Origin of the sequence: Methylobacterium sp. 1973, from assembly GCF_040545035.1 — a bacterium.
Classification (GTDB): Bacteria; Pseudomonadota; Alphaproteobacteria; order Rhizobiales; family Beijerinckiaceae; genus Methylobacterium; species Methylobacterium fujisawaense.
On the sequence record NZ_JBEPLA010000006.1, the window covers coordinates 130979 to 148510 of the forward strand.

At 69.7% G+C, this 17532-nt stretch carries 15 protein-coding genes; 10 read left to right on the plus strand and 5 right to left on the minus strand.

The window, feature by feature from the left end:
- The first annotated feature begins 330 nt into the window (after window positions 1-330).
- From ABIC70_RS13690 to ABIC70_RS13725, 8 genes are all read left to right on the plus strand, one after another.
- Window positions 331-1308: a beta-ribofuranosylaminobenzene 5'-phosphate synthase family protein gene (locus ABIC70_RS13690; RefSeq protein ID WP_043383727.1), complete on the plus strand. Its 978-nt coding sequence runs from the start codon at window positions 331-333 to the stop codon at window positions 1306-1308.
- 86 nt (window positions 1309-1394) lie between these two features.
- On the plus strand, window positions 1395-2288 hold the full coding sequence (locus tag ABIC70_RS13695; protein ID WP_043357114.1) for an NAD(P)-dependent methylenetetrahydromethanopterin dehydrogenase: 894 nt from the start codon (window positions 1395-1397) through the stop codon (window positions 2286-2288).
- A 21-nt stretch (window positions 2289-2309) separates the two neighbouring features.
- On the plus strand, window positions 2310-3461 hold the full coding sequence (locus ABIC70_RS13700; RefSeq protein ID WP_354439920.1) for an ATP-grasp domain-containing protein: 1152 nt from the start codon (window positions 2310-2312) through the stop codon (window positions 3459-3461).
- Entirely contained in the window at window positions 3458-4432 is a 975-nt protein-coding gene (gene mch / locus ABIC70_RS13705) for a methenyltetrahydromethanopterin cyclohydrolase (protein ID WP_354439921.1), read from the plus strand. Before ABIC70_RS13700 ends, mch begins: the two co-directional genes overlap by 4 nt.
- Before the next feature lie 112 nt (window positions 4433-4544).
- Window positions 4545-5453, plus strand: a complete 909-nt coding sequence (locus tag ABIC70_RS13710; RefSeq protein ID WP_354439922.1) for an ATP-grasp domain-containing protein — start codon at window positions 4545-4547, stop codon at window positions 5451-5453.
- 26 nt (window positions 5454-5479) lie between these two features.
- On the plus strand, window positions 5480-6328 hold the full coding sequence (locus ABIC70_RS13715; protein WP_354439923.1) for a triphosphoribosyl-dephospho-CoA synthase: 849 nt from the start codon (window positions 5480-5482) through the stop codon (window positions 6326-6328).
- Window positions 6329-6566: 238 nt separating this feature from the next.
- Entirely contained in the window at window positions 6567-7079 is a 513-nt protein-coding gene (gene fae / locus ABIC70_RS13720) for a 5,6,7,8-tetrahydromethanopterin hydro-lyase (protein ID WP_043353182.1), read from the plus strand.
- A 412-nt stretch (window positions 7080-7491) separates the two neighbouring features.
- The gene (locus ABIC70_RS13725; protein ID WP_354439924.1) at window positions 7492-7782 is read left to right on the plus strand and encodes a hypothetical protein; all 291 of its coding nucleotides are present in this window, start codon (window positions 7492-7494) and stop codon (window positions 7780-7782) included.
- A 105-nt stretch (window positions 7783-7887) separates the two neighbouring features.
- Here ABIC70_RS13725 and groL read toward each other — a convergent pair whose 3' ends face one another.
- Window positions 7888-9528, minus strand: coding sequence for a chaperonin GroEL (gene groL / locus ABIC70_RS13730; protein ID WP_182591989.1), 1641 nt, complete (start codon window positions 9526-9528; stop codon window positions 7888-7890).
- A gap of 74 nt (window positions 9529-9602) precedes the next feature.
- A complete protein-coding gene (groES, locus tag ABIC70_RS13735) occupies window positions 9603-9893 on the minus strand; it encodes a co-chaperone GroES (protein ID WP_010682002.1) in 291 nt (96 codons plus the stop codon).
- 213 nt (window positions 9894-10106) lie between these two features.
- Here groES and ABIC70_RS13740 point away from each other — a divergent pair, with 213 nt between their 5' ends.
- Window positions 10107-11093, plus strand: a complete 987-nt coding sequence (locus tag ABIC70_RS13740; protein WP_043351732.1) for a CorA family divalent cation transporter — start codon at window positions 10107-10109, stop codon at window positions 11091-11093.
- Window positions 11094-11299: 206 nt separating this feature from the next.
- A complete protein-coding gene (locus tag ABIC70_RS13745; RefSeq protein WP_354439925.1) occupies window positions 11300-12760 on the plus strand; it encodes a methyl-accepting chemotaxis protein in 1461 nt (486 codons plus the stop codon).
- A 121-nt stretch (window positions 12761-12881) separates the two neighbouring features.
- On the opposite strand, the gene pdeM is transcribed toward ABIC70_RS13745, so the two are convergent.
- From pdeM to ABIC70_RS13760, 3 genes are read right to left on the minus strand one after another with little or no spacing between them, the layout of a single operon-like run.
- Entirely contained in the window at window positions 12882-13595 is a 714-nt protein-coding gene (gene pdeM, locus ABIC70_RS13750; RefSeq protein WP_043351737.1) for a ligase-associated DNA damage response endonuclease PdeM, read from the minus strand.
- 41 nt (window positions 13596-13636) lie between these two features.
- Window positions 13637-16366, minus strand: coding sequence for a ligase-associated DNA damage response DEXH box helicase (locus ABIC70_RS13755; RefSeq protein ID WP_354439985.1), 2730 nt, complete (start codon window positions 16364-16366; stop codon window positions 13637-13639).
- Entirely contained in the window at window positions 16363-17319 is a 957-nt protein-coding gene (locus ABIC70_RS13760) for an alpha/beta hydrolase (protein WP_043383200.1), read from the minus strand. The genes ABIC70_RS13755 and ABIC70_RS13760 overlap by 4 nt, the downstream gene beginning before the upstream one ends.
- Window positions 17320-17532: the final 213 nt, after the last annotated feature.

Below are 17532 nucleotides of genomic sequence, written 5' to 3' on the forward strand. Positions count from 1 at the left end.
CTCGGCGCGCCGTCGCAACCCCTAGGTTTGCATTCATCCGCGCACCGCGGCAAGGGGGGTCCGGCGGCGATCCGCATCGCAAGGTGGATCGCAAGGGGGTTTGCAAGGTGGTTCGCAAGGTGGATTGCGCGGATGGGCCGGCGCCGCCCCGCGATCCTGCGGACACCTTGTGCGGACAGGCCGAGCGACCGCGCAACCTGAACTGGAACCGAGCGCCGGAATTGCCGTGATGGCGGTGCGATCCGGGCCTGTCCAAGTTGCCTGGCCCCGGGCCACGTGTGAAAAGCGCGCCGCGCATGCGCCGGGCCTGCGGGATTCGAGGGACTTGTGTTGGGCGAGGTCCCTGAAAGGAACGAGGTGGCAGCGGACGGTGCCGTGCGGGTCGAGGCCCCGGCACGGCTGCATTTCGGATTCCTGGACCTGCACGGCGGTCTCGGCCGCCGGTTCGGCAGCATCGGGCTCGCCATCGATGCGCCGTCCCTCGCCCTGAGCGCCCGTCGGGCAGCGCGGCCTTCCGTGGAGGGCCCTGAAGCCGACCGCGTGCGCGGCTATGTCCGTGCCGCCGCCGCCCATCTCGGGCACGGCGAAGACGTGGCGGTGACGGTGGAGCGGGTCATCCCGGCCCATGCCGGTTTCGGTTCGGGCACGCAGCTCGCCCTCGCGGTGGCGGCAGCCATGGCACGGCTCAGCGGCGAGCCCTTCGCGCCGGATGCCTTCGCGGCAACCCTGGACCGGGGCAACCGGTCCGGCGTCGGACTGCGCGCCTTCACGGAGGGCGGCCTGATCGTCGATGGCGGCCGCGGCGCGGACGGGGGCCCGCCTCCGGTCATCGCGCGTCTGCCCTATCCCGAGGCCTGGCGGATCGTCCTGATCCTCGATCCGGGCATGGCGGGCGTGCACGGGACGCGCGAGGTCGAGGCGTTCCGCGATTTGCCGCGCTTTCCCGAGGCCCAGGCGGCGGAGATCTGCCGGATCGCGCTGATGCAGGTCCTGCCCGCGGTCGCCCTGGCCGAGCCCCAGGGCTTCGGTGCCGGGATCACCCGTATCCAGACGCTGATCGGCGACCATTTCGCGCCCCATCAGGGGGGCCGCTACGCCAGCGCCGCGGTGGCGGAGGCGCTGGCGAGCATCGCCGCGCAGGGCGTGCCGGGCTACGGGCAGTCCTCCTGGGGGCCGACCGGCTTCGCCCTGATGGCGTCCGAGGCCGAGGCCCGCGCCCTGGTGGCCGGCCTCGACCGCGGCGGTCCGCTCCGGTTCGTCATCGCCCGGGGCCGCAACAGTGGCGCTTCGGTAACCGGTCCGGCGTGAGCCGCCCACCCCGGACTTGACCCGGGGCACCGCTCCGGGTTTGGACGGTGGACAGGCGCATCTGTCGCGCACCGCATGAGGATTCTATGGCCCGCTCGATCCTCCACATGCTGACGCCGCTCCGGCACATGAGCCCGTTCGACGTGAACATGGCCGTGGATGCCGGGTTCGAGACGGTGGTGACCTACACCGAGGTCAGCCTCGCCGACGTTGTCTCGCTGACCCAGGATTCGATCTTCTCGCGGTCGCCGGCCGACGGGACGCGAACGGGCATCTTCATCGGCGGCAAGAACGCCGAGGACGCCCTCGACATGGTCGACCGCGCCAAGAAGGCCTTCGTGCCGCCCTTCGTGAATCACGTCTTCGCAGATCCGGCCGGCTCGTTCACCACCGGCGCGGCCATGGTGGCCCAGGTCTCCCGCGCCCTGCGGCAGAAGTTCAACACCGACCTCACCGGCAAGCGCATCGTGATCTTCGGCGGCGCCGGCGTCGTCGCCTACGTGGCCGCGGTGATCGGCGCCCTGCAGGGCGCCACCACCGTTCTGGTCGGGCACGACGGCGAGGAGCGGGTCTCGAAGATCGCCTTCACGATGAAGTGGCGCTTCGGCATCGAGGTCGGCGCTGTCGACGGCACGACCCCCGAGGATCGCCGCGCCGCCATCCGCGACGCCGACGTCATCCTCTCCGCCGGGCCGGCGGGCATCCCGATCCTCACCGCGGAGGACCTGAAGTCGGCGCCGAAGCTGCTCGTCGCCTCGGACGTCAACGCCGTGCCGCCTGCCGGCATCGCGGGGATCGACGTGAACGCGGTCGATGTCGCCCTGCCCACCGGCAAGGGCGTCGGCATCGGCGCGCTGGCAGTCGGCAACGTGAAGTACCAGACGCAGCGGCGCCTGTTCGACCGGATGCTCGCCTCCGACACGCCGCTCTGCCTCGACTTCCGCGACGCCTACGCGCTCGCAGTGGAGATCGCCGGCTAGTCCGATACGAGCCGGCCCCGGATGGCGGATGCGGTCCTGATCGCCGCCCAGGCCGGGCGCGCCCTGGCCGAGGCGGCGCGGCGTGCCGGGCTTCGTCCTTACGTAGCCGATCTGTTCGGGGACGCGGATACGCTCGCCGCCGCCGAGGCCTACCGGCCGCTGCCCGGCCGCTTCGGAACCGCGCCGGCCGCGGACGCGACGGTGGCCGCGCTCGACCATCTGGCCGGAGCCGCCGGCCGCCCGATCGGGCTCATTCTGGGCAGTGGCTTCGAGGACGCGCCGGACTTGATCGGGCGCCTCGCCGCGCGGCACCGGCTGATCGGCGCGTCGGCCGAGACCGTCTCGACCCTCAAGGCGCCCCTGGCCTTCGCGGCCCTCTGCACACGCCTCGGCGTGCCGCATCCCGCGGTGGCAACCGACCCGCCGCCGGATCCGCGGGCGTGGCTGCTCAAGCGCGCGGGCGGCAGCGGCGGCAACCACATCCGGGCTGCGACCCGGTCGCCGGCACCGCAGGGCCACTACTTCCAGCAACGCGTACCGGGCCGGCCGCACGCCCTGAACTTCCTCGCCGACGGCCGGACGATCCGCATCCTCGCCGTCACCGAGCAATGGTGCTCGCCGTCGCCGATCCGTCCCTTCCGCTATGCCGGGGCCCTGGCCCGCGGTGCCGGGGAAGCCCCGGCTCTCCCCGTTGCGCTCGTGGACGCCATCGCCGCCGGCACCGAGCGGATCGTCGCCGCGACCGGCTTGCGGGGGCTCGCCAGCGCCGACCTGCTGGTCGAGGGTTCGGCGTGGTGGCTCACCGAGATCAATCCCCGGCCCGGCGCGACGCTGGACATCCTCGACCGGCGCGGGATTCCGCTGCTTCCCGCCCATATCGCGGCCAGCCTCGGCACGATGCCGGACCCCGGGCCGCATCCGGCGGATGCGGCGGCCGCGCAGATCTGTTACGCGGACCGGGAGCTTGCGCCTGTTCCGGACCTCGAGTGGCCGGACTGCGTGCGCGACCGTCCGTGCCCCGGCTCGGTGGTCCGCCGCGACGCGCCGCTCTGCACGGTGCTGGCCGAAGGCGCGGACCGGGCGGAGGTGCTCGCCCTGTTGGAAACGCACACGGCGCGCCTGCGGGCCGTCTGCGCGGCGAAGAAAACTCACCCCGAGGAAGCCCTGTCATGAGTGCCAGCCAATCCTATCCCAGCATCAACGCGCTCGCGGCGCCCCTCGTCGAGCGGCTCGTGGCGGATGCCGCGACGCTGCGGCTCTCCGTGACGCAGGCGGCCGGCGGCGCCCGGATGGTCGATGCCGGCGCGCAGGCGAGGGGGTCGATCGAAGCCGGGCGGCGCATCGCCGAGATCTGCCTCGGCGGCCTCGGCACCGTCACGATCGCGCCGACCGGACCGATCGCCTCGTGGCCCTATTCGGTGACGGTCCACGCCGTCGACCCGGTCCTCGCCTGTTTGGGGAGCCAGTATGCGGGCTGGAGCCTCGCGGACGAGACCGGTGATTCCGGCTTCTTCGCCCTCGGCTCGGGGCCCGGCCGGGCGGTGGCGGCCGTCGAGGACCTGTACCAGGAACTCGGCTTCCGCGACTCCGCCACGAAGACCGCCCTCGTGCTGGAAGCGGCGGGCGGGCCGCCCGAGAGCGTCGTCGCCAAGGTCGCCGAGGCCTCCGGCCTGAAGCCCGAGGACCTGACCTTCATCTTCGCGCCGACCCAGAGCCTCGCCGGCTCCACCCAGGTCGTGGCCCGCGTCCTCGAGGTGGCCCTCCACAAGGCCCACACGGTCGGCTTCGACCTGCACGCCATCGTGGACGGGATCGGCTCGGCGCCGCTGTCGCCCCCGCACCCGGACTTCATCAAGGCGATGGGCCGCACCAACGACGCGATCATCTACGGCGGACGCGTGCAGCTCTTCGTGGATGCCGACGATGCCGATGCCAGGCAGCTCGCCGAACAGCTGCCCTCGACGACGTCGAGCGACCACGGCGCGCCCTTCGCCGACATCTTCGGCCGGGTGAACGGCGACTTCTACAAGATCGACGGCGCCCTGTTCTCGCCGGCCGAGGCGATCGTCACGTCGGTGCGCACCGGCGTCACCTACCGCGGCGGCCGTCTGGAGCCGACGCTGGTCGACGCGTCCTTCGCCTGAAGCACGCCGGGCTCCCTCTCCCCTGCGGGAGAGGGAGCCCCAACCGGATCCGGACGGCGACATCTTCCTGGCCCCCCCGCAGGCGGGTGGCAGCGTGACGATCAGGACCCCCATGCGCATCGGGCTCGCGGCCGATAACGGCACCTGGCACAAGAACCGCCTGCTGGCGGCCCTGCGCGCGAGCGGGGTGGAGCCGGTCCTGTTCTCCCTGGCGGACGTCGCCGTGGTCACGGGCGGCAGCGAGCCCCTGCGCGTGCCGGGCTTCCCGGACGCGCTGCCGGACGGCGTGCTGATGCGGACCATCGCGGGCGGCACCTTCGAGGCGACGACGATGCGGCTCGGGGTGCTGCACGCCCTTGTCGCCGCGGGTGTCACCGTCTGGAACGCCCCGACCGCGATCGAGCGCTCGGTGGACAAGGCCGCCACGTCCCTGCTCATCGACCGGGCCGGGCTTCCGACGCCGGAGACCTGGGTCTTCTCGAAGCGCGAGGCGGCGGCATCCCTGGTTGCCGCCGAGGCACGGCCGGGTGCGCCCCTGGTGCTGAAGCCGCTGTTCGGGTCGCAAGGCGAGGGACTTGCCCTCATCGAGCGCCCGGAAGACCTTCCCGACGAGGAGGCAGTGGCGCGGGTCTACTATCTCCAGCGCTACGTTCCCCGCCGGGACGGATTGTGGCGCGATTACCGGGTGTTCGTCTGCGACGGACGGGCCATCGCCGGCATGATCCGCGAGGGCGACGGTTGGATCACCAACGTCCACCGGGGCGGCCGGCCGCTCCCCTGGGCGATGCCGCGCGCCGCCGCCGAGCTGGCCGAGGCGGCCGCCGCCGCGGTCGGCGTCGATTATTCCGGCGTCGACCTCGTCGAAGACGGGCAGGGCGGGTTCTCGGTCCTGGAGGTCAATTCCATGCCGGCCTGGTCGGGCCTCCAGACCGTGTGCGAGACCGATATCGCTGCCGCGGTGGTGCGCGGCTTCCTCGCCGCGGCCCGCGGCGCCAGCCATCCCCGGCTCGTGGTGGCATGAGTGGACCCGGCACGAGCGGAACCGGGATGAGCGGACCCGGCACGAGCGGCCTCGACGCGGCGCTGATCGGCACGCTCTACCGGGCCGCCTGCCTCGCGGAGCTCGACGCCCTCAAGCCCGGCAATGTCCACGCCTACGCGCCCGGCCATCGCATGGTACTGGCGGATTTCGTCACCAGCGCCGATGTCTCGGCGCCGGCCCTGGCCTGGGCGGGCACCGGCGTGGGCATGCGGATCCGCGACGGCGTCGCCGCCACGATGGCGGCGGTAGGCCAGAACACCAATCTCGGCATCCTGCTTCTCTGCGCCCCCCTGGCCGTCGCGGCCGAGCGGGGCCTGACCGTCGCGTCGGCGCTCGAGACGCTGAACGCCACGGATGCGGACGCCGTCTTCGCGGCCATCCGCCTCGCCAATCCGGGCGGCCTCGGCCAAGCCGAGCACCACGACGTCGCCCTCGCGGCGCCCGCCGCCCTGTACGATGCGATGGCGGAGGCCGCCAACCGGGACCGGATCGCCCGCGCCTACGTGACGGACTTCGCGGACGTGCCGGCGATCGGGCTCGCGGCCCTGGCCGAGGCCCGCGCCGGGGGGCTCGACCCCACATGGTGTACGACCGCGATTCATCTCGCCTTTCTCCAGGCGGTTCCCGACAGCCATGTCGCCCGCAAGCACGGCGCCGCGGCGGCCGAACGCATCCGCCGGGAGGCCGAGGCCCTTCGCGCCGGGATCGACCTCGCCGCACGGCCGGTCGATGCGCTGCTGGCCTTCGACGCGTCGTTGAAGGCGCGGGCCATCAATCCTGGCACGAGCGCCGATTTTACGGTCGCGACGCTGTTCTGGGACGCCCTTGCGGCTGCCGGCGCACGGCTGGTCTGACCCGGGTGCACGATCCGGGGATCACGGCACCGGACAGTTGGAAATTCCTTCGTGTCAGAGCCTTGCGCGGGTTGTGAGCCGCTGGGCCCCGCTGTAGGGTCCGCCGCGCTGTCCGGCCCAACCGGCTCGGCTCATCCGGCTCGGCCGGCATGGTCGGGCGCCGATAACAAGGATGGCTTCCCGGCCGCGGCACCGCCCGGCGCGCGGCTCTATTTCGGAATCCAGGGAGAGACACCGAATGGCGAAGATCACCAAGGTTCAGGTCGGCGAAGCGCTCGTCGGCGAGGGCAACGAGGTCGCCCACATCGATCTCATCATCGGACCGCGCGGCTCGCCCGCCGAGACGGCTTTCTGCAACGGCCTCGTGAACAACAAGCACGGCTTCACCAGCCTGCTCGCGGTCATCGCGCCGAACCTGCCGTGCAAGCCGAACACCCTGATGTTCAACAAGGTCACCATCAACGACGCCCGTCAGGCCGTCCAGATGTTCGGCCCGGCCCAGCACGGCGTTGCCAAGGCCGTGCAGGACGCGGTGGCCGAGGGCATCATCCCGGCGGACGAGGCCGACGACCTGTACATCCTGGTCGGCGTGTTCATCCACTGGGAGGCGGCCGACGACGCCAAGATCCAGAAGTACAACTACGAGGCGACCAAGCTGTCGATCCAGCGCGCCGTCAACGGTGAGCCGAAGGCTTCGACGGTCACCGAGCAGCGCAACTCGGCGCAGCACCCCTTCGCCGCCAACGCTTAGATCGGGGACGGTCCTGGGCAGAGCGAGCCTCCGCCCGCACCGCGGGGCCTGCTCCAGCGACTGGCTTCGATCTTCCTTGGCCGATAGGTAAGCCTTTGAACGGGACGGCGAAAGCCGTCCCGTTTTTCGTTCGTCGCCTGCCACTCGAACCGCCTTGAGACGGGGCTTCGGGCGCCGGCGCGCTGGACGCGTCACGGTCGGCGCGCGCGACCGCGGACGCGCGGACTGAGCCCGAGACGTCGGCCTCCCCTCGACCGCTGTGCGCCGTCGCGGCAGGGTGAGGCGCGGTCGCACCGGTGACGCGGCGGCGCCGCCGACGTCGAGGCTCCGCCGTTGATGTGGAAGAACTCCATCGCGGCGCGCGGATACTCTGTTGTCGCGGCCGCGCCAATCAGAGCCGCAAGGTCAGGTCATGCCAACAGCCGCCGAAGAATCCGCAGCCCTGCGCGATGATTGGATGCACGGCGGCCATCTGGTCCTCGCCGCGGATCCCGATCCGTCGGATCACGCGGCGATCCATGCCTGGATCCTCGACGTCATCGAGGGCGGCGGCGGAGACCCCGATCAAGACGGTATCCGCGACCTGATCTACCACAGCCTGAACTTCGACATCCCATTCCAGGCGACCGAGCGTGTCCGGCAATCCTTGATCGCCACCGTGCGAGCCCGCCTTCAGGCCCCGGCGTCGCGTCAAGGCCGCTGAGACCGACCGGACTCCGCCGCGCGCACCGAGCAGCCGCGGCAGCGCCAAAAGGAAAGGGGCCGCCTCTCGGCGACCCCCTTCCTCCGTATGCGCGGTGGCGTGGACTTAGAAGTCCATGCCGCCCATGCCGCCGCCCGGCATCGCCGGAGCAGGGCTATCCTTCTTCGGGGCGTCGGCGACCATCGCCTCGGTGGTCACCAGCAGGCCGGCGACCGAGGCCGCGTCCTGCAGGGCGGTGCGCACCACCTTGGCCGGGTCGACGATGCCGGCCTGGATCATGTCGACGTACTCTTCGGTCTGGGCGTTGAAGCCGTAGGTCTCGGAGTCCGCCTTGTCGGTGATCTTGCCGACCACGATCGAGCCCTCGACGCCCGCGTTCTGGGCGATCTGGCGGATCGGGGCCTCAAGGGCCTTGAGGACGATCTTGATGCCGGCCTGGACGTCCGGAATGTCGGACTTCAGGGCGGCGACCGCCTTCTTGGCGCGCAGGAGCGCGGTGCCGCCGCCGGGGACGATGCCTTCCTCGACCGCCGCGCGGGTGGCGTTGAGGGCGTCGTCGACGCGGTCCTTCTTCTCCTTGACCTCGACCTCGGTCGCGCCGCCGACGCGGATCACCGCGACGCCGCCCGCAAGCTTGGCCAGACGCTCCTGGAGCTTCTCGCGGTCGTAGTCCGAGGTGGTCTCCTCGATCTGCGCCTTGATCTGGCTGATCCGGCCCTCGATGTCGGCCTTCTCGCCGACGCCGTCGATGATCGTGGTGGTCTCCTTCTCGATCCGCACGCGCTTGGCGCGGCCGAGCATCGGGAGCGTCACGTTCTCGAGCTTGATGCCGAGGTCCTCGGCGATCATCTGGCCCTTGGTCAGGATCGCGATGTCCTCGAGCATCGCCTTGCGGCGGTCACCGAAGCCCGGCGCCTTCACGGCCGCGACCTTCAGGCCGCCGCGCAGCTTGTTCACCACCAGGGTGGCCAGCGCCTCGCCCTCGATGTCCTCGGCGATGATCAGGAGCGGCTTGCCGGTCTGGACCACGGCCTCGAGCACCGGCAGCATGGCCTGGAGCGAGGAGAGCTTCTTCTCGTGGATGAGGATGTAGGGGTCTTCCAGCTCGGCGACCATCTTCTCCGCATTCGTGATGAAGTACGGGGACAGGTAGCCGCGGTCGAACTGCATGCCTTCGACGACGTCGAGCTCGGTCTCGGCGGTCTTGGCCTCCTCGACCGTGATGACGCCCTCGTTGCCCACCTTCTGCATGGCGTGGGCGATCATCTCGCCGATCTCCTTGTCGCCGTTGGCGGAGATCGTGCCGACCTGGGCGACCTCGTCGGAGGTCGAGACCTTCTTGGCGCGGGCGATGATGTCCTTCACCGCAGCCTGGGTGGCGAGGTCGATGCCGCGCTTCAGGTCCATCGGGTTGATGCCGGCGGCGACGTACTTGGCGCCCTCGCGGACGATGGCCTGGGCCAGCACGGTCGCGGTGGTGGTGCCGTCACCCGCGATGTCGTTGGTCTTCGAGGCCACTTCGCGCACCATCTGGGCGCCCATGTTCTCGAAGCGGTCGGCGAGCTCGATCTCCTTGGCGACGGTGACGCCGTCCTTGGTGATGCGCGGGGCGCCGAAGCTCTTCTCGATCACGACGTTGCGGCCCTTCGGGCCGAGCGTCACCTTCACCGCGTCTGCGAGAATGTCGACGCCGCGCAGCATCTTGTCGCGGGCGTCGGCGGAGAAACGAACGTCTTTCGCTGCCATTGTGTGCCTCTTATCTGGTTGGGTTGCGCCCCAAGACTGTGGAAAGTCTCAAAGGGCGGTGAGAGGTGATCCGATCAGACGGCGACGACGCCCATGATGTCGGATTCCTTCATGATCAGGAGGTCCTGACCGTCGATCTTGACCTCGGTGCCGGACCACTTGCCGAACAGGACGCGGTCGCCGGCCTTGACGTCGAGCGGGTTGACGCGGCCCTGCTCGTCGCGGGCGCCGGGACCGACGGCGACGATCTCGCCTTCCTGCGGCTTCTCCTTGGCGGTGTCCGGGATGATGATGCCGCCCTTGGTCTTCTCCTCGCTCTCGATGCGACGGACGACCACGCGGTCGTGCAGCGGACGGAACTTCATGAGCTGCCCTCTTGCTTCAGGTCTGGAGTTGGCGTTGATGCGGCCGGCGGGACCGCTCGCGAACTCGACTGTTAGCACTCTGTCTCGGCGAGTGCCAAAGACGGCGGCGAGATAGGCTCGCTGCGGTTCCGAGTCAAGGCTGTCGCACCCCCGCGCGACGGTGCGATGACGCGCCGGCGGCCTTCCTTCTCGCCCCATGGATAATGCGCCGTCATGTTGAGCCTGCACGGACCCGAAGGCCCGGTGGCGTTGCAACCCGGCAGCCCGATCGCGCGCCATACGGTATGGCTCGATCTGAACGACCCGAGCCCGGAGGAAGCCAAAGCGGTCGAGGCGGCGACCGGTCTGCGCGTGCCGTCCCGGGCGGCGCTGTCGGAGGTCGAGACGTCGAGTCGCCTGCGCCGGGTGAAGGGCGGCCTGTCGCTCTCGACGCCGATGATCACCTTCGAGCAGAGCGCGTCGCAGGTGAAGCCGCTGGGCTTCCTGTTGACCAAGGACCACTTCGTCACGATCCGCTTTCACGACCTGCGCGCCTTCGACTCCTCCGCGAAGCGCATCGCGGAGGGCGATGGCAGCACGACCCCGAGCGAGATCTTCCTCGTCGTCTTGGAGGAGCTGGTCGACAGCCTCGCGGACGCCCTGGAGGACATGGGATCGGAACTCGACACGCTCTCGACCCGGATCTTTGACTTCGACGTCCGGGGTGCCGAGCGGCGGCGCCTGGAGAGCCCGCCGCCCCGGCGCCGCGACCTCGCCCTGCGCCGGATCCTGCGAGGCATCAGCAACCGCGGAAAGGTTCTGGGGAAGATCCGCGCCAGCCTGCTCGGGCTCGAACGGATCGTGCCGTTCGTCGCCGCAGCCTGCGACGGCATCGGCCTGCCGGAGGACGCGCGCTTCGAGACGATCAAGCGGGACATCGAATCCCTCGACGAGTTCGAGACGCGCCTCGCTGAGAACGTGCAGTTCCTGCTCGACGCGGCCCTCGGCCTCATCACCATCGAGCAGAACAACGTCTTCCGGGTGCTCACCGTCGTCTCGGTGGTCGGCGTCCCGCCGACGTTGATCGCGTCGATCTACGGCATGAACTTCAAGCATATGCCGGAGCTGGACTGGACTCTTGGCTATCCCTACGCGCTCGGCCTGATCCTTTTCAGCGCCATAGCGCCTATAGTATACTTTCGAATGCGCGGATGGTTCTGATATTCAGACCGGTTTAACAGCACAAAAATTATATCACCAAGTTTTAATAGCGCGGAAATCGTCCACTCCGACCCCAGAGGAACTTCGTCATCGCGATCGAAAGTCTTCGATTTCATACCGCCAAACGAAGACCAACATAACCCAGCAAGAAAGAGTTCATTAACGCTGCGATGCGATACCCGCGGGCGAGGAATGCGAGTGTCGAAATGTTCAACCGTACGACTTTCAACGAAGCCCAGGCCAAGATTGATGCCCTGGATCGTTCGCTCGCGATCATCGAGTTTTCGATGGACGGAAACGTCGTCCATGCGAACAAGAATTTCTTGAAGCTGATGAAGTATGATCTGCCGGATATTCAGAACCGGCACCACCGTCTCTTCGTCGATAGGGCTTATGCCGAGACCGCGGAGTATACGGAATTCTGGGACAAGCTGAAGGTCGGCCAGTACGTCACCGGCGAGTTCCTCCGCCTGGACAAGGACGGCAACTCGGTCTGGCTGGAGGCGACATACAATCCCGTCCTCGACGCCCGTGGCCGGCCCGTGAAGGTGGTCAAGTTCGCCTCGGACATCTCCGCCAAGAAGAAGGAGATCAACCGGCTCCTGACCATGATCGATAACGTTCCGGTGGCCGTCATGACGGCCGACCTCAAGAACGACTTCAAGATCGACTATATGAACGCCACCTCGCGCCGGACCCTCGGGACGATCGACCAGCATCTGCCGGTGAAAGTCGACGACATGCTCGGCCGGTCGTTCGACATCTTCCACAAGAATCCGAGCCACCAGCGCACCATGCTGGCGGATGCGAGCCGGCTGCCGCACTCCACCAAGATCAAGGTCGGACCCGAGACCCTGAACCTGCGCGTCACGGCCGTGAACGACGAGAAGGGTCAGTATCTCGGGCCGATGCTGACCTGGGCCGTGGTCACCGCGCAGGTGAACATGGAGACCGACGTCAAGCGGGTGGTCGAGGCGGTGGGCTCGGCCATCCAGGAGATGCAGAACTCGGCCGAAGGGCTGATGCAGTCCGCCGAATCCGCACGGCACAAGGCCTCGTCGGTCGCGGCGAATTCCGAGCAGATGAACGGCGCGATCCAGGAGATTTCCGGTCAGGTCGGGCGCGTCTCGGAGCGCGCGCAGCAGATCGCCGCGCAGGCCGGGACCACGGATGCGACCATGCGCCAGCTCGCCGAGAATGCCCGCAAGGTCGACGCGGTGGTCAGCATGATCAAGTCGATCGCCGACCAGACCAATCTCCTGGCGCTGAATGCGACCATCGAGGCGGCGCGGGCAGGGGCCACCGGCCGCGGCTTCGCGGTGGTGGCCTCCGAGGTCAAGGCGCTCGCAGAGCAGACCGCCAAGGCGACCGGCGAGATCACACAGCAGGTCTCGGCGATCCAGAGCGCCACCGGCGAGGCGGTGGGAGCGATCGAGATGATCACCGCGGCGGTGGGCGAGTTGTCCAAGCTGACCCTGGCGATGGCGAGCGCCGTCGAGGAGCAGGCGGTCTCCACCCACGAGATGGCGGGCAATATCGGCGGTGTTTCCGAGGCCGCCAATGCCACCGGTCAGCTCGCCCGGGCCGTCCAGGATGTCGCCGAGAGCCTCGCGGGCCACTCGGCAAGCCTGTCGGACAGCGTGACCCGGTTCATGAAGACGGCCTGAGGCCGGATCAGACCGGGCGCCTCGCCGCGGCGCCGTCCTGGCGAACGAAGCGAGGCGATCCCGTCGGCGCGGCGCATCGAAACGACGCGCCGCGCGAACGTGCGCGGGATGACGGGCGCGCTCAGTCCCGGGCGAGCTGCGCCCGGCCGATGGCGAAGACCCGGCCGTCGCCGAGGAGGTGGGCGGTGAATCCCTTCGGGAACAAGCCCTCGATGGCCTTGTCGCGCACGTTCAGCCCGCCCGCGTAGGCGCCGAAGGCCGGCATCACCAGCCGCGTGCCATCCGTGACGAAGCAGCGGCGGCGGACGGCCCGCCCCCGCATCGCGACCTTCCCGCAGGGATGGAGATGGCCGGCGATCTCGCCGGGAACGGGCTCCGGGCTCGGCTCGTGGCGCAGCACGAGGCCGCCGAGGGTCAGCGCGTCGGCGTAGCGCCCGCCGACGCCTTCGTTCACGGCCGCATCGTGGTTGCCGGCGATCCAGACCCAGTCCCGGCCCTCCTGCAGCGCCGCCACCAAGGCGCGGTCGCCCGGCTCCATGCGCTCGGGCCCGCGGGCGTCGTGGAAGGAGTCGCCCAGGGCGACCACGCGGGCGGGCTCGTGACGCGCCACCGCCTCGTGGAGGCAGGCGAGCGTCTCGCGGGTGTCGTAGGGCGGCAGGAACTGGCCGGATCGGGCCGCGTAGGACGAGCCCTTCTCCAGGTGGAGGTCGGACACGATCAGCGTCCGGTGCTCCGGCAGCCAGAGGCCGCCGCAGAGATCGAGCACCAGGGTCTCGCCCGCGAGCATCAGGGTGGGGTGCTTGTGAGTCTTCTCGAGTCTCAGGCCGGCCGCCAAGATCGCATCCTCGGTGTCGTCGGGGGAGGGCGGATCGACGGTCAGGACAGAGCCTCTTGGAGAAGCTCCGCCTCGGCCTCGGCCAGGATCTCGTCGGCGCCCTCGCCGTAGACACGCTCGCGCCCGATCTCGAGCATCACGGATACGGAGAGCGGCGAGACCCGGTCGAGAGACCTGTGGATGATTCGCCCCTGGATGCGCTCTAGCATCATGCCGAGGCGCCTCACGTCGAGGAGTCCGGTTGCCGCATCCTGCCGCGCAGCCCGCAGCAGGAGGTGGTCGGGCTGGTGCTTGCGCAGCACGTCGTAGATCAGGTCGGTCGAGATCGTGACCTGCCGGCCGGATTTCTTCTGCCCCGGATGGTGGCGCTCGATCAGGCCGGCGATGACGGCGCATTGCCGGAAGGTGCGCTTCATCATGGCCGATTCGTCGAGCCACGCCTCCAGATCGTCGCCGAGCATGTCGACCGCGAAGAGGTCGCCGATGAAGTCGGGATCGCGGGCGGCGCGTTCGGAAACGTCCCGAGTCGTCCAGATCGCGATGCCGTAATCGTTGGCCGCGAAGCCCAGCGGCCGCAGGCCGTCGCGCTCCAGCCGGCGGGTGAGCAGCATGCCGAGCGTCTGGTGCGCGAGGCGGCCCTCGAATGGGAAGGCGGTCAGATAGTAGCGCTTGCCCCGCGGGAACGTCTCCACGAGCAGATCGCGCTCACCCGGCAGGACCGAGCGGCGGCGCTGCTGGACCAGATACTCGCCGATCTGCTTGGGCAGGCGATCCCACGCGAACGGGTCGGCGATGAGTGCCCGGACCCGGGCGGCGAGGAAGGTCGAGAGCGGGAATTTCGCGCCCGCGTAGGACGGGATCGCCGGGTCGGTGCCGGGCGGTGCGCGGGTCACGAGGCACTCGTCCTCGGCGAGGCCCTCGAAGCGGAGGGTCTCGCCCGCGAACAGGAAGGTGTCGCCGACGGTCAGTGTCTCGGCGAACTCATCCTCGATCTCGCCGAGCACCCGGCCGGATTTCGGCAGGACCGTGCCGGGCTTGCCGCGCAGCGTCCGGCCCAGACGGACCCGGACCCGCGCCGCCTCCACGATGGTGCCGACATTCATCCGGTAGGCCTGCGCGGTGCGGGCGTCGCGCACGCGCCAGAGCCCGTCCGGGCCGCGCAGGATCTTGGCGAAGCGTTCGTAGGCGCGCAGCGCGTAGCCCCCGGTGGCGACGTAATCGACCACCTGCTCGAAGGATTCCCAGGTGAGCCCGGCATAAGGCACCGCCGAGACGATCTCGTCGTAGAGATCGACCGGGTCGAAGGCGTCGGCGCAGGCCATGCCGAGCACGTGCTGGGCGAGGACGTCGAGGGCGCCCTGGCGGGCATCGGGGGTGTCCTGCGCGGCTTCCTCGACGGCGTCGAGCGCCGCCTGGCACTCCAGCATCTCGAAGCGGTTGCCCGGGACGAGATAGGCCTTCGAGGGCTCGTCCATGCGGTGGTTGGCCCGGCCGATCCGCTGCATGATCCGGCTCGCGCCCTTCGGCGCACCGACATTGACCACGAGATCGACGTCGCCCCAGTCGATGCCGAGATCGAGGGTCGCGGTGCAGACGATCGCCCGCAGCTGACCCGCCGCCATGGCGGCCTCGACCCGGCGGCGCTGCTGCGCGTCCAGCGAGCCGTGGTGGATCGCGATCGGCAGCGCGTCCTCGTTGAGCCGCCACAGCTCCTGGAAGGTGTACTCCGCCTGGAGCCGGGTGTTCACGAAGACCAGCGTGGTCCGGTGCTCCCTGATGAGCTCGTAGATGGCCGGCATCGAGTGCCACGCGGTGTGGCCGGAGATCGGCAGCGCCCGGCCGAGATCGAGCATGCGCAGATCTGCCTTCGCGCCACCCGCCACCGTGACGAGATCGGCCATGGGGGGCGCGACCTGCCCCCTCTCCCGAGCGGGAGAGGGCTGGGGTGAGGGACGAGGAGTCTCAGGATCAGGCACGTCGGCGCCGGGCGTCGCGGTCGAGCCAGGTTCTGTAAGTTCTCGTTCTTCACCCTCTCCCTCTCCCGCTCGGGAGAGAGGACCCACGCCGGGTCCCACAACCGTGTCGGCCGTTTCGTCTTGCAATCTGCAAGGCGCACCCGCAGACGGGGGAAAGGGAAGCGGCCCCTGCGGCACCAGATATTTCCGAAGCTCATCCGGCTCGCGCACCGTCGCGGACAGCCCGATCGCCGCGAGCCCCGGGCTTAGCCGGTGCAGCCGCGCCAGCGCCAGCGACAGCAGGTCGCCGCGCTTCGACGTCACCAGCGCGTGCAACTCGTCCAGCACCACGCACCGCAATCCGGAGAAAAACTCGGCCGCCTCACGGTGGGCGATCAGCAGCGCCAGCTGCTCGGGTGTGGTCAGCAGGATGTCGGGCGGACGGCTGATCTGACGGGTGCGCTTGTGCGCAGGGGTATCGCCGGTGCGGGTCTCGACGCGCACAGGCAACCCCATCTCGGCGATCGGCGCGTCGAGGTTTCGGGCGATGTCCACCGCCAGCGCCTTGAGCGGCGAGACGTAGAGGGTGTGGAGCCCCGCCGGCTTTAGCTTCTGCGTCCCGCGCTCAGCGAGGGCGACGAGGCTGGGCAGGAAGCCGGCCAGCGTCTTGCCGGCCCCGGTCGGCGCCACGAGGAGGGCCGAACGGCCGGCGCCGGCGATCCGCAGGAGATCGAGCTGGTGCGGCCTGGGCGCCCAGCCGCGGGCCGCGAACCAGGCCTGGAACCGCTCCGGAAGGACCTCGGACAGGTCGCTCAGGCGAGCGCCATCAGGAAACGGTCGATCAGTTCCAGGGCCCTCTCGCTCATCGGGCTCGGATAGCGGGCGAACACGTGACACCCGCCGGGATAGACCGCAGTGTGGCCGCCATTGCCGGCCGCCGCCCAGCGCGCCGACATGTACAGCGTGTCGTCGAGGAGGGGATCGGCAGTGCCGATGGTGAACAGGGCCGGCGGCAGCCCCTTCAAGTCGGCATAGATCGGCGACACGTCCGGCCGACGCCGGTCGATGCCCTCGCGGACATAGCCGTCGGCGAACTTGGTCAGGTCGCGGGTGTTCACGACGAGCCGCTCCTCGCCCCAGTTCCGGACCGATGGGGTGAGGCCGAGGTCGAAGAAGCCGGCATTCAGGTTGGCGCCCCGGAAGGCCCGCGGCAGGTTGTGCTTGTCGCGCAGCCGCAGCAGCACCATCACGGCGAGGTGCGCGCCCACTGACTCGCCCCCGATCGTCAGGGCGTGAATGCCGAACTCGACCTTGCCGGGGCCGGCCAGCCAGAGGGCCGCCGCCTCGCAATCGTGCAGCGCCGCCGGATAGGGATGCTCCGGGGCGAGCCGGTACTCCACCGAGAGGGCGACGAAGCCGCAGGTGTCGGCGATCCGCTCCAGCCAGGGATCCTGCTCGTCGGCGGAGCCCCAGACCCAGCCGCCGCGATGGATGTGCAGATAGGCGCCGCGCAGCTTCGTACCGGGCTTGGGCCGGACCACGCGGAGCTTGAGAGGACCACCGGGCCCGTCGATCGTCAGCCACTCCGCCCGGGCGCTGTGCGGCATGGCCGGCGCCGCCTTGGTGCCCAGGCGGCGGCGCTCGCGGACTTCGGCGATCGGCAGCGACCAGGGATCGGGCAGGGCGGCATGCGCCGCCACGATCTCGGCATTGATCCGGATCGTCTCGGGATCGATCGTCGCCGGGTCGAACAGGGCGTGGTCGATCATCGTGCGTATGGTCCCGTCGGCACTCGAGCCTCTCACAACACTCCCATATCCCGGGAGTTCTCCCTTTGGTCGAGGGGGCGCTGCGACAACCCGGCGTCGTGCCCCACCCCGTCCTGCATCTTGGCCCTGCATCTTGGCGTGCGCGTCGCCGCTTGCCATCTGCACGGCGCAGGAGAAACCCGCCAACGCCCGATCCGCGTTCCGGTTTCGACG

Bases quoted from the DNA above. Each gene is read 5' to 3' on its own strand.
- groL (WP_182591989.1), bottom strand. From the start codon at position 9,528: ATGGCAGCGAAAGACGTTCGTTTCTCCGCCGACGCCCGCGACAAGATG.
- ABIC70_RS13725 (WP_354439924.1), top strand. From the start codon at position 7,492: ATGCCAACAGCCGCCGAAGAATCCGCAGCCCTGCGCGATGATTGGATG.
- ABIC70_RS13695 (WP_043357114.1), top strand. From the start codon at position 1,395: ATGGCCCGCTCGATCCTCCACATGCTGACGCCGCTCCGGCACATGAGC.
- ABIC70_RS13710 (WP_354439922.1), top strand. From the start codon at position 4,545: ATGCGCATCGGGCTCGCGGCCGATAACGGCACCTGGCACAAGAACCGC.
- groES (WP_010682002.1), bottom strand. From the start codon at position 9,893: ATGAAGTTCCGTCCGCTGCACGACCGCGTGGTCGTCCGTCGCATCGAG.
- ABIC70_RS13700 (WP_354439920.1), top strand. From the start codon at position 2,310: ATGGCGGATGCGGTCCTGATCGCCGCCCAGGCCGGGCGCGCCCTGGCC.
- fae (WP_043353182.1), top strand. From the start codon at position 6,567: ATGGCGAAGATCACCAAGGTTCAGGTCGGCGAAGCGCTCGTCGGCGAG.
- ABIC70_RS13715 (WP_354439923.1), top strand. From the start codon at position 5,480: ATGAGCGGACCCGGCACGAGCGGCCTCGACGCGGCGCTGATCGGCACG.
- mch (WP_354439921.1), top strand. From the start codon at position 3,458: ATGAGTGCCAGCCAATCCTATCCCAGCATCAACGCGCTCGCGGCGCCC.
- ABIC70_RS13740 (WP_043351732.1), top strand. From the start codon at position 10,107: ATGTTGAGCCTGCACGGACCCGAAGGCCCGGTGGCGTTGCAACCCGGC.
- ABIC70_RS13760 (WP_043383200.1), bottom strand. From the start codon at position 17,319: ATGATCGACCACGCCCTGTTCGACCCGGCGACGATCGATCCCGAGACG.
- ABIC70_RS13745 (WP_354439925.1), top strand. From the start codon at position 11,300: ATGTTCAACCGTACGACTTTCAACGAAGCCCAGGCCAAGATTGATGCC.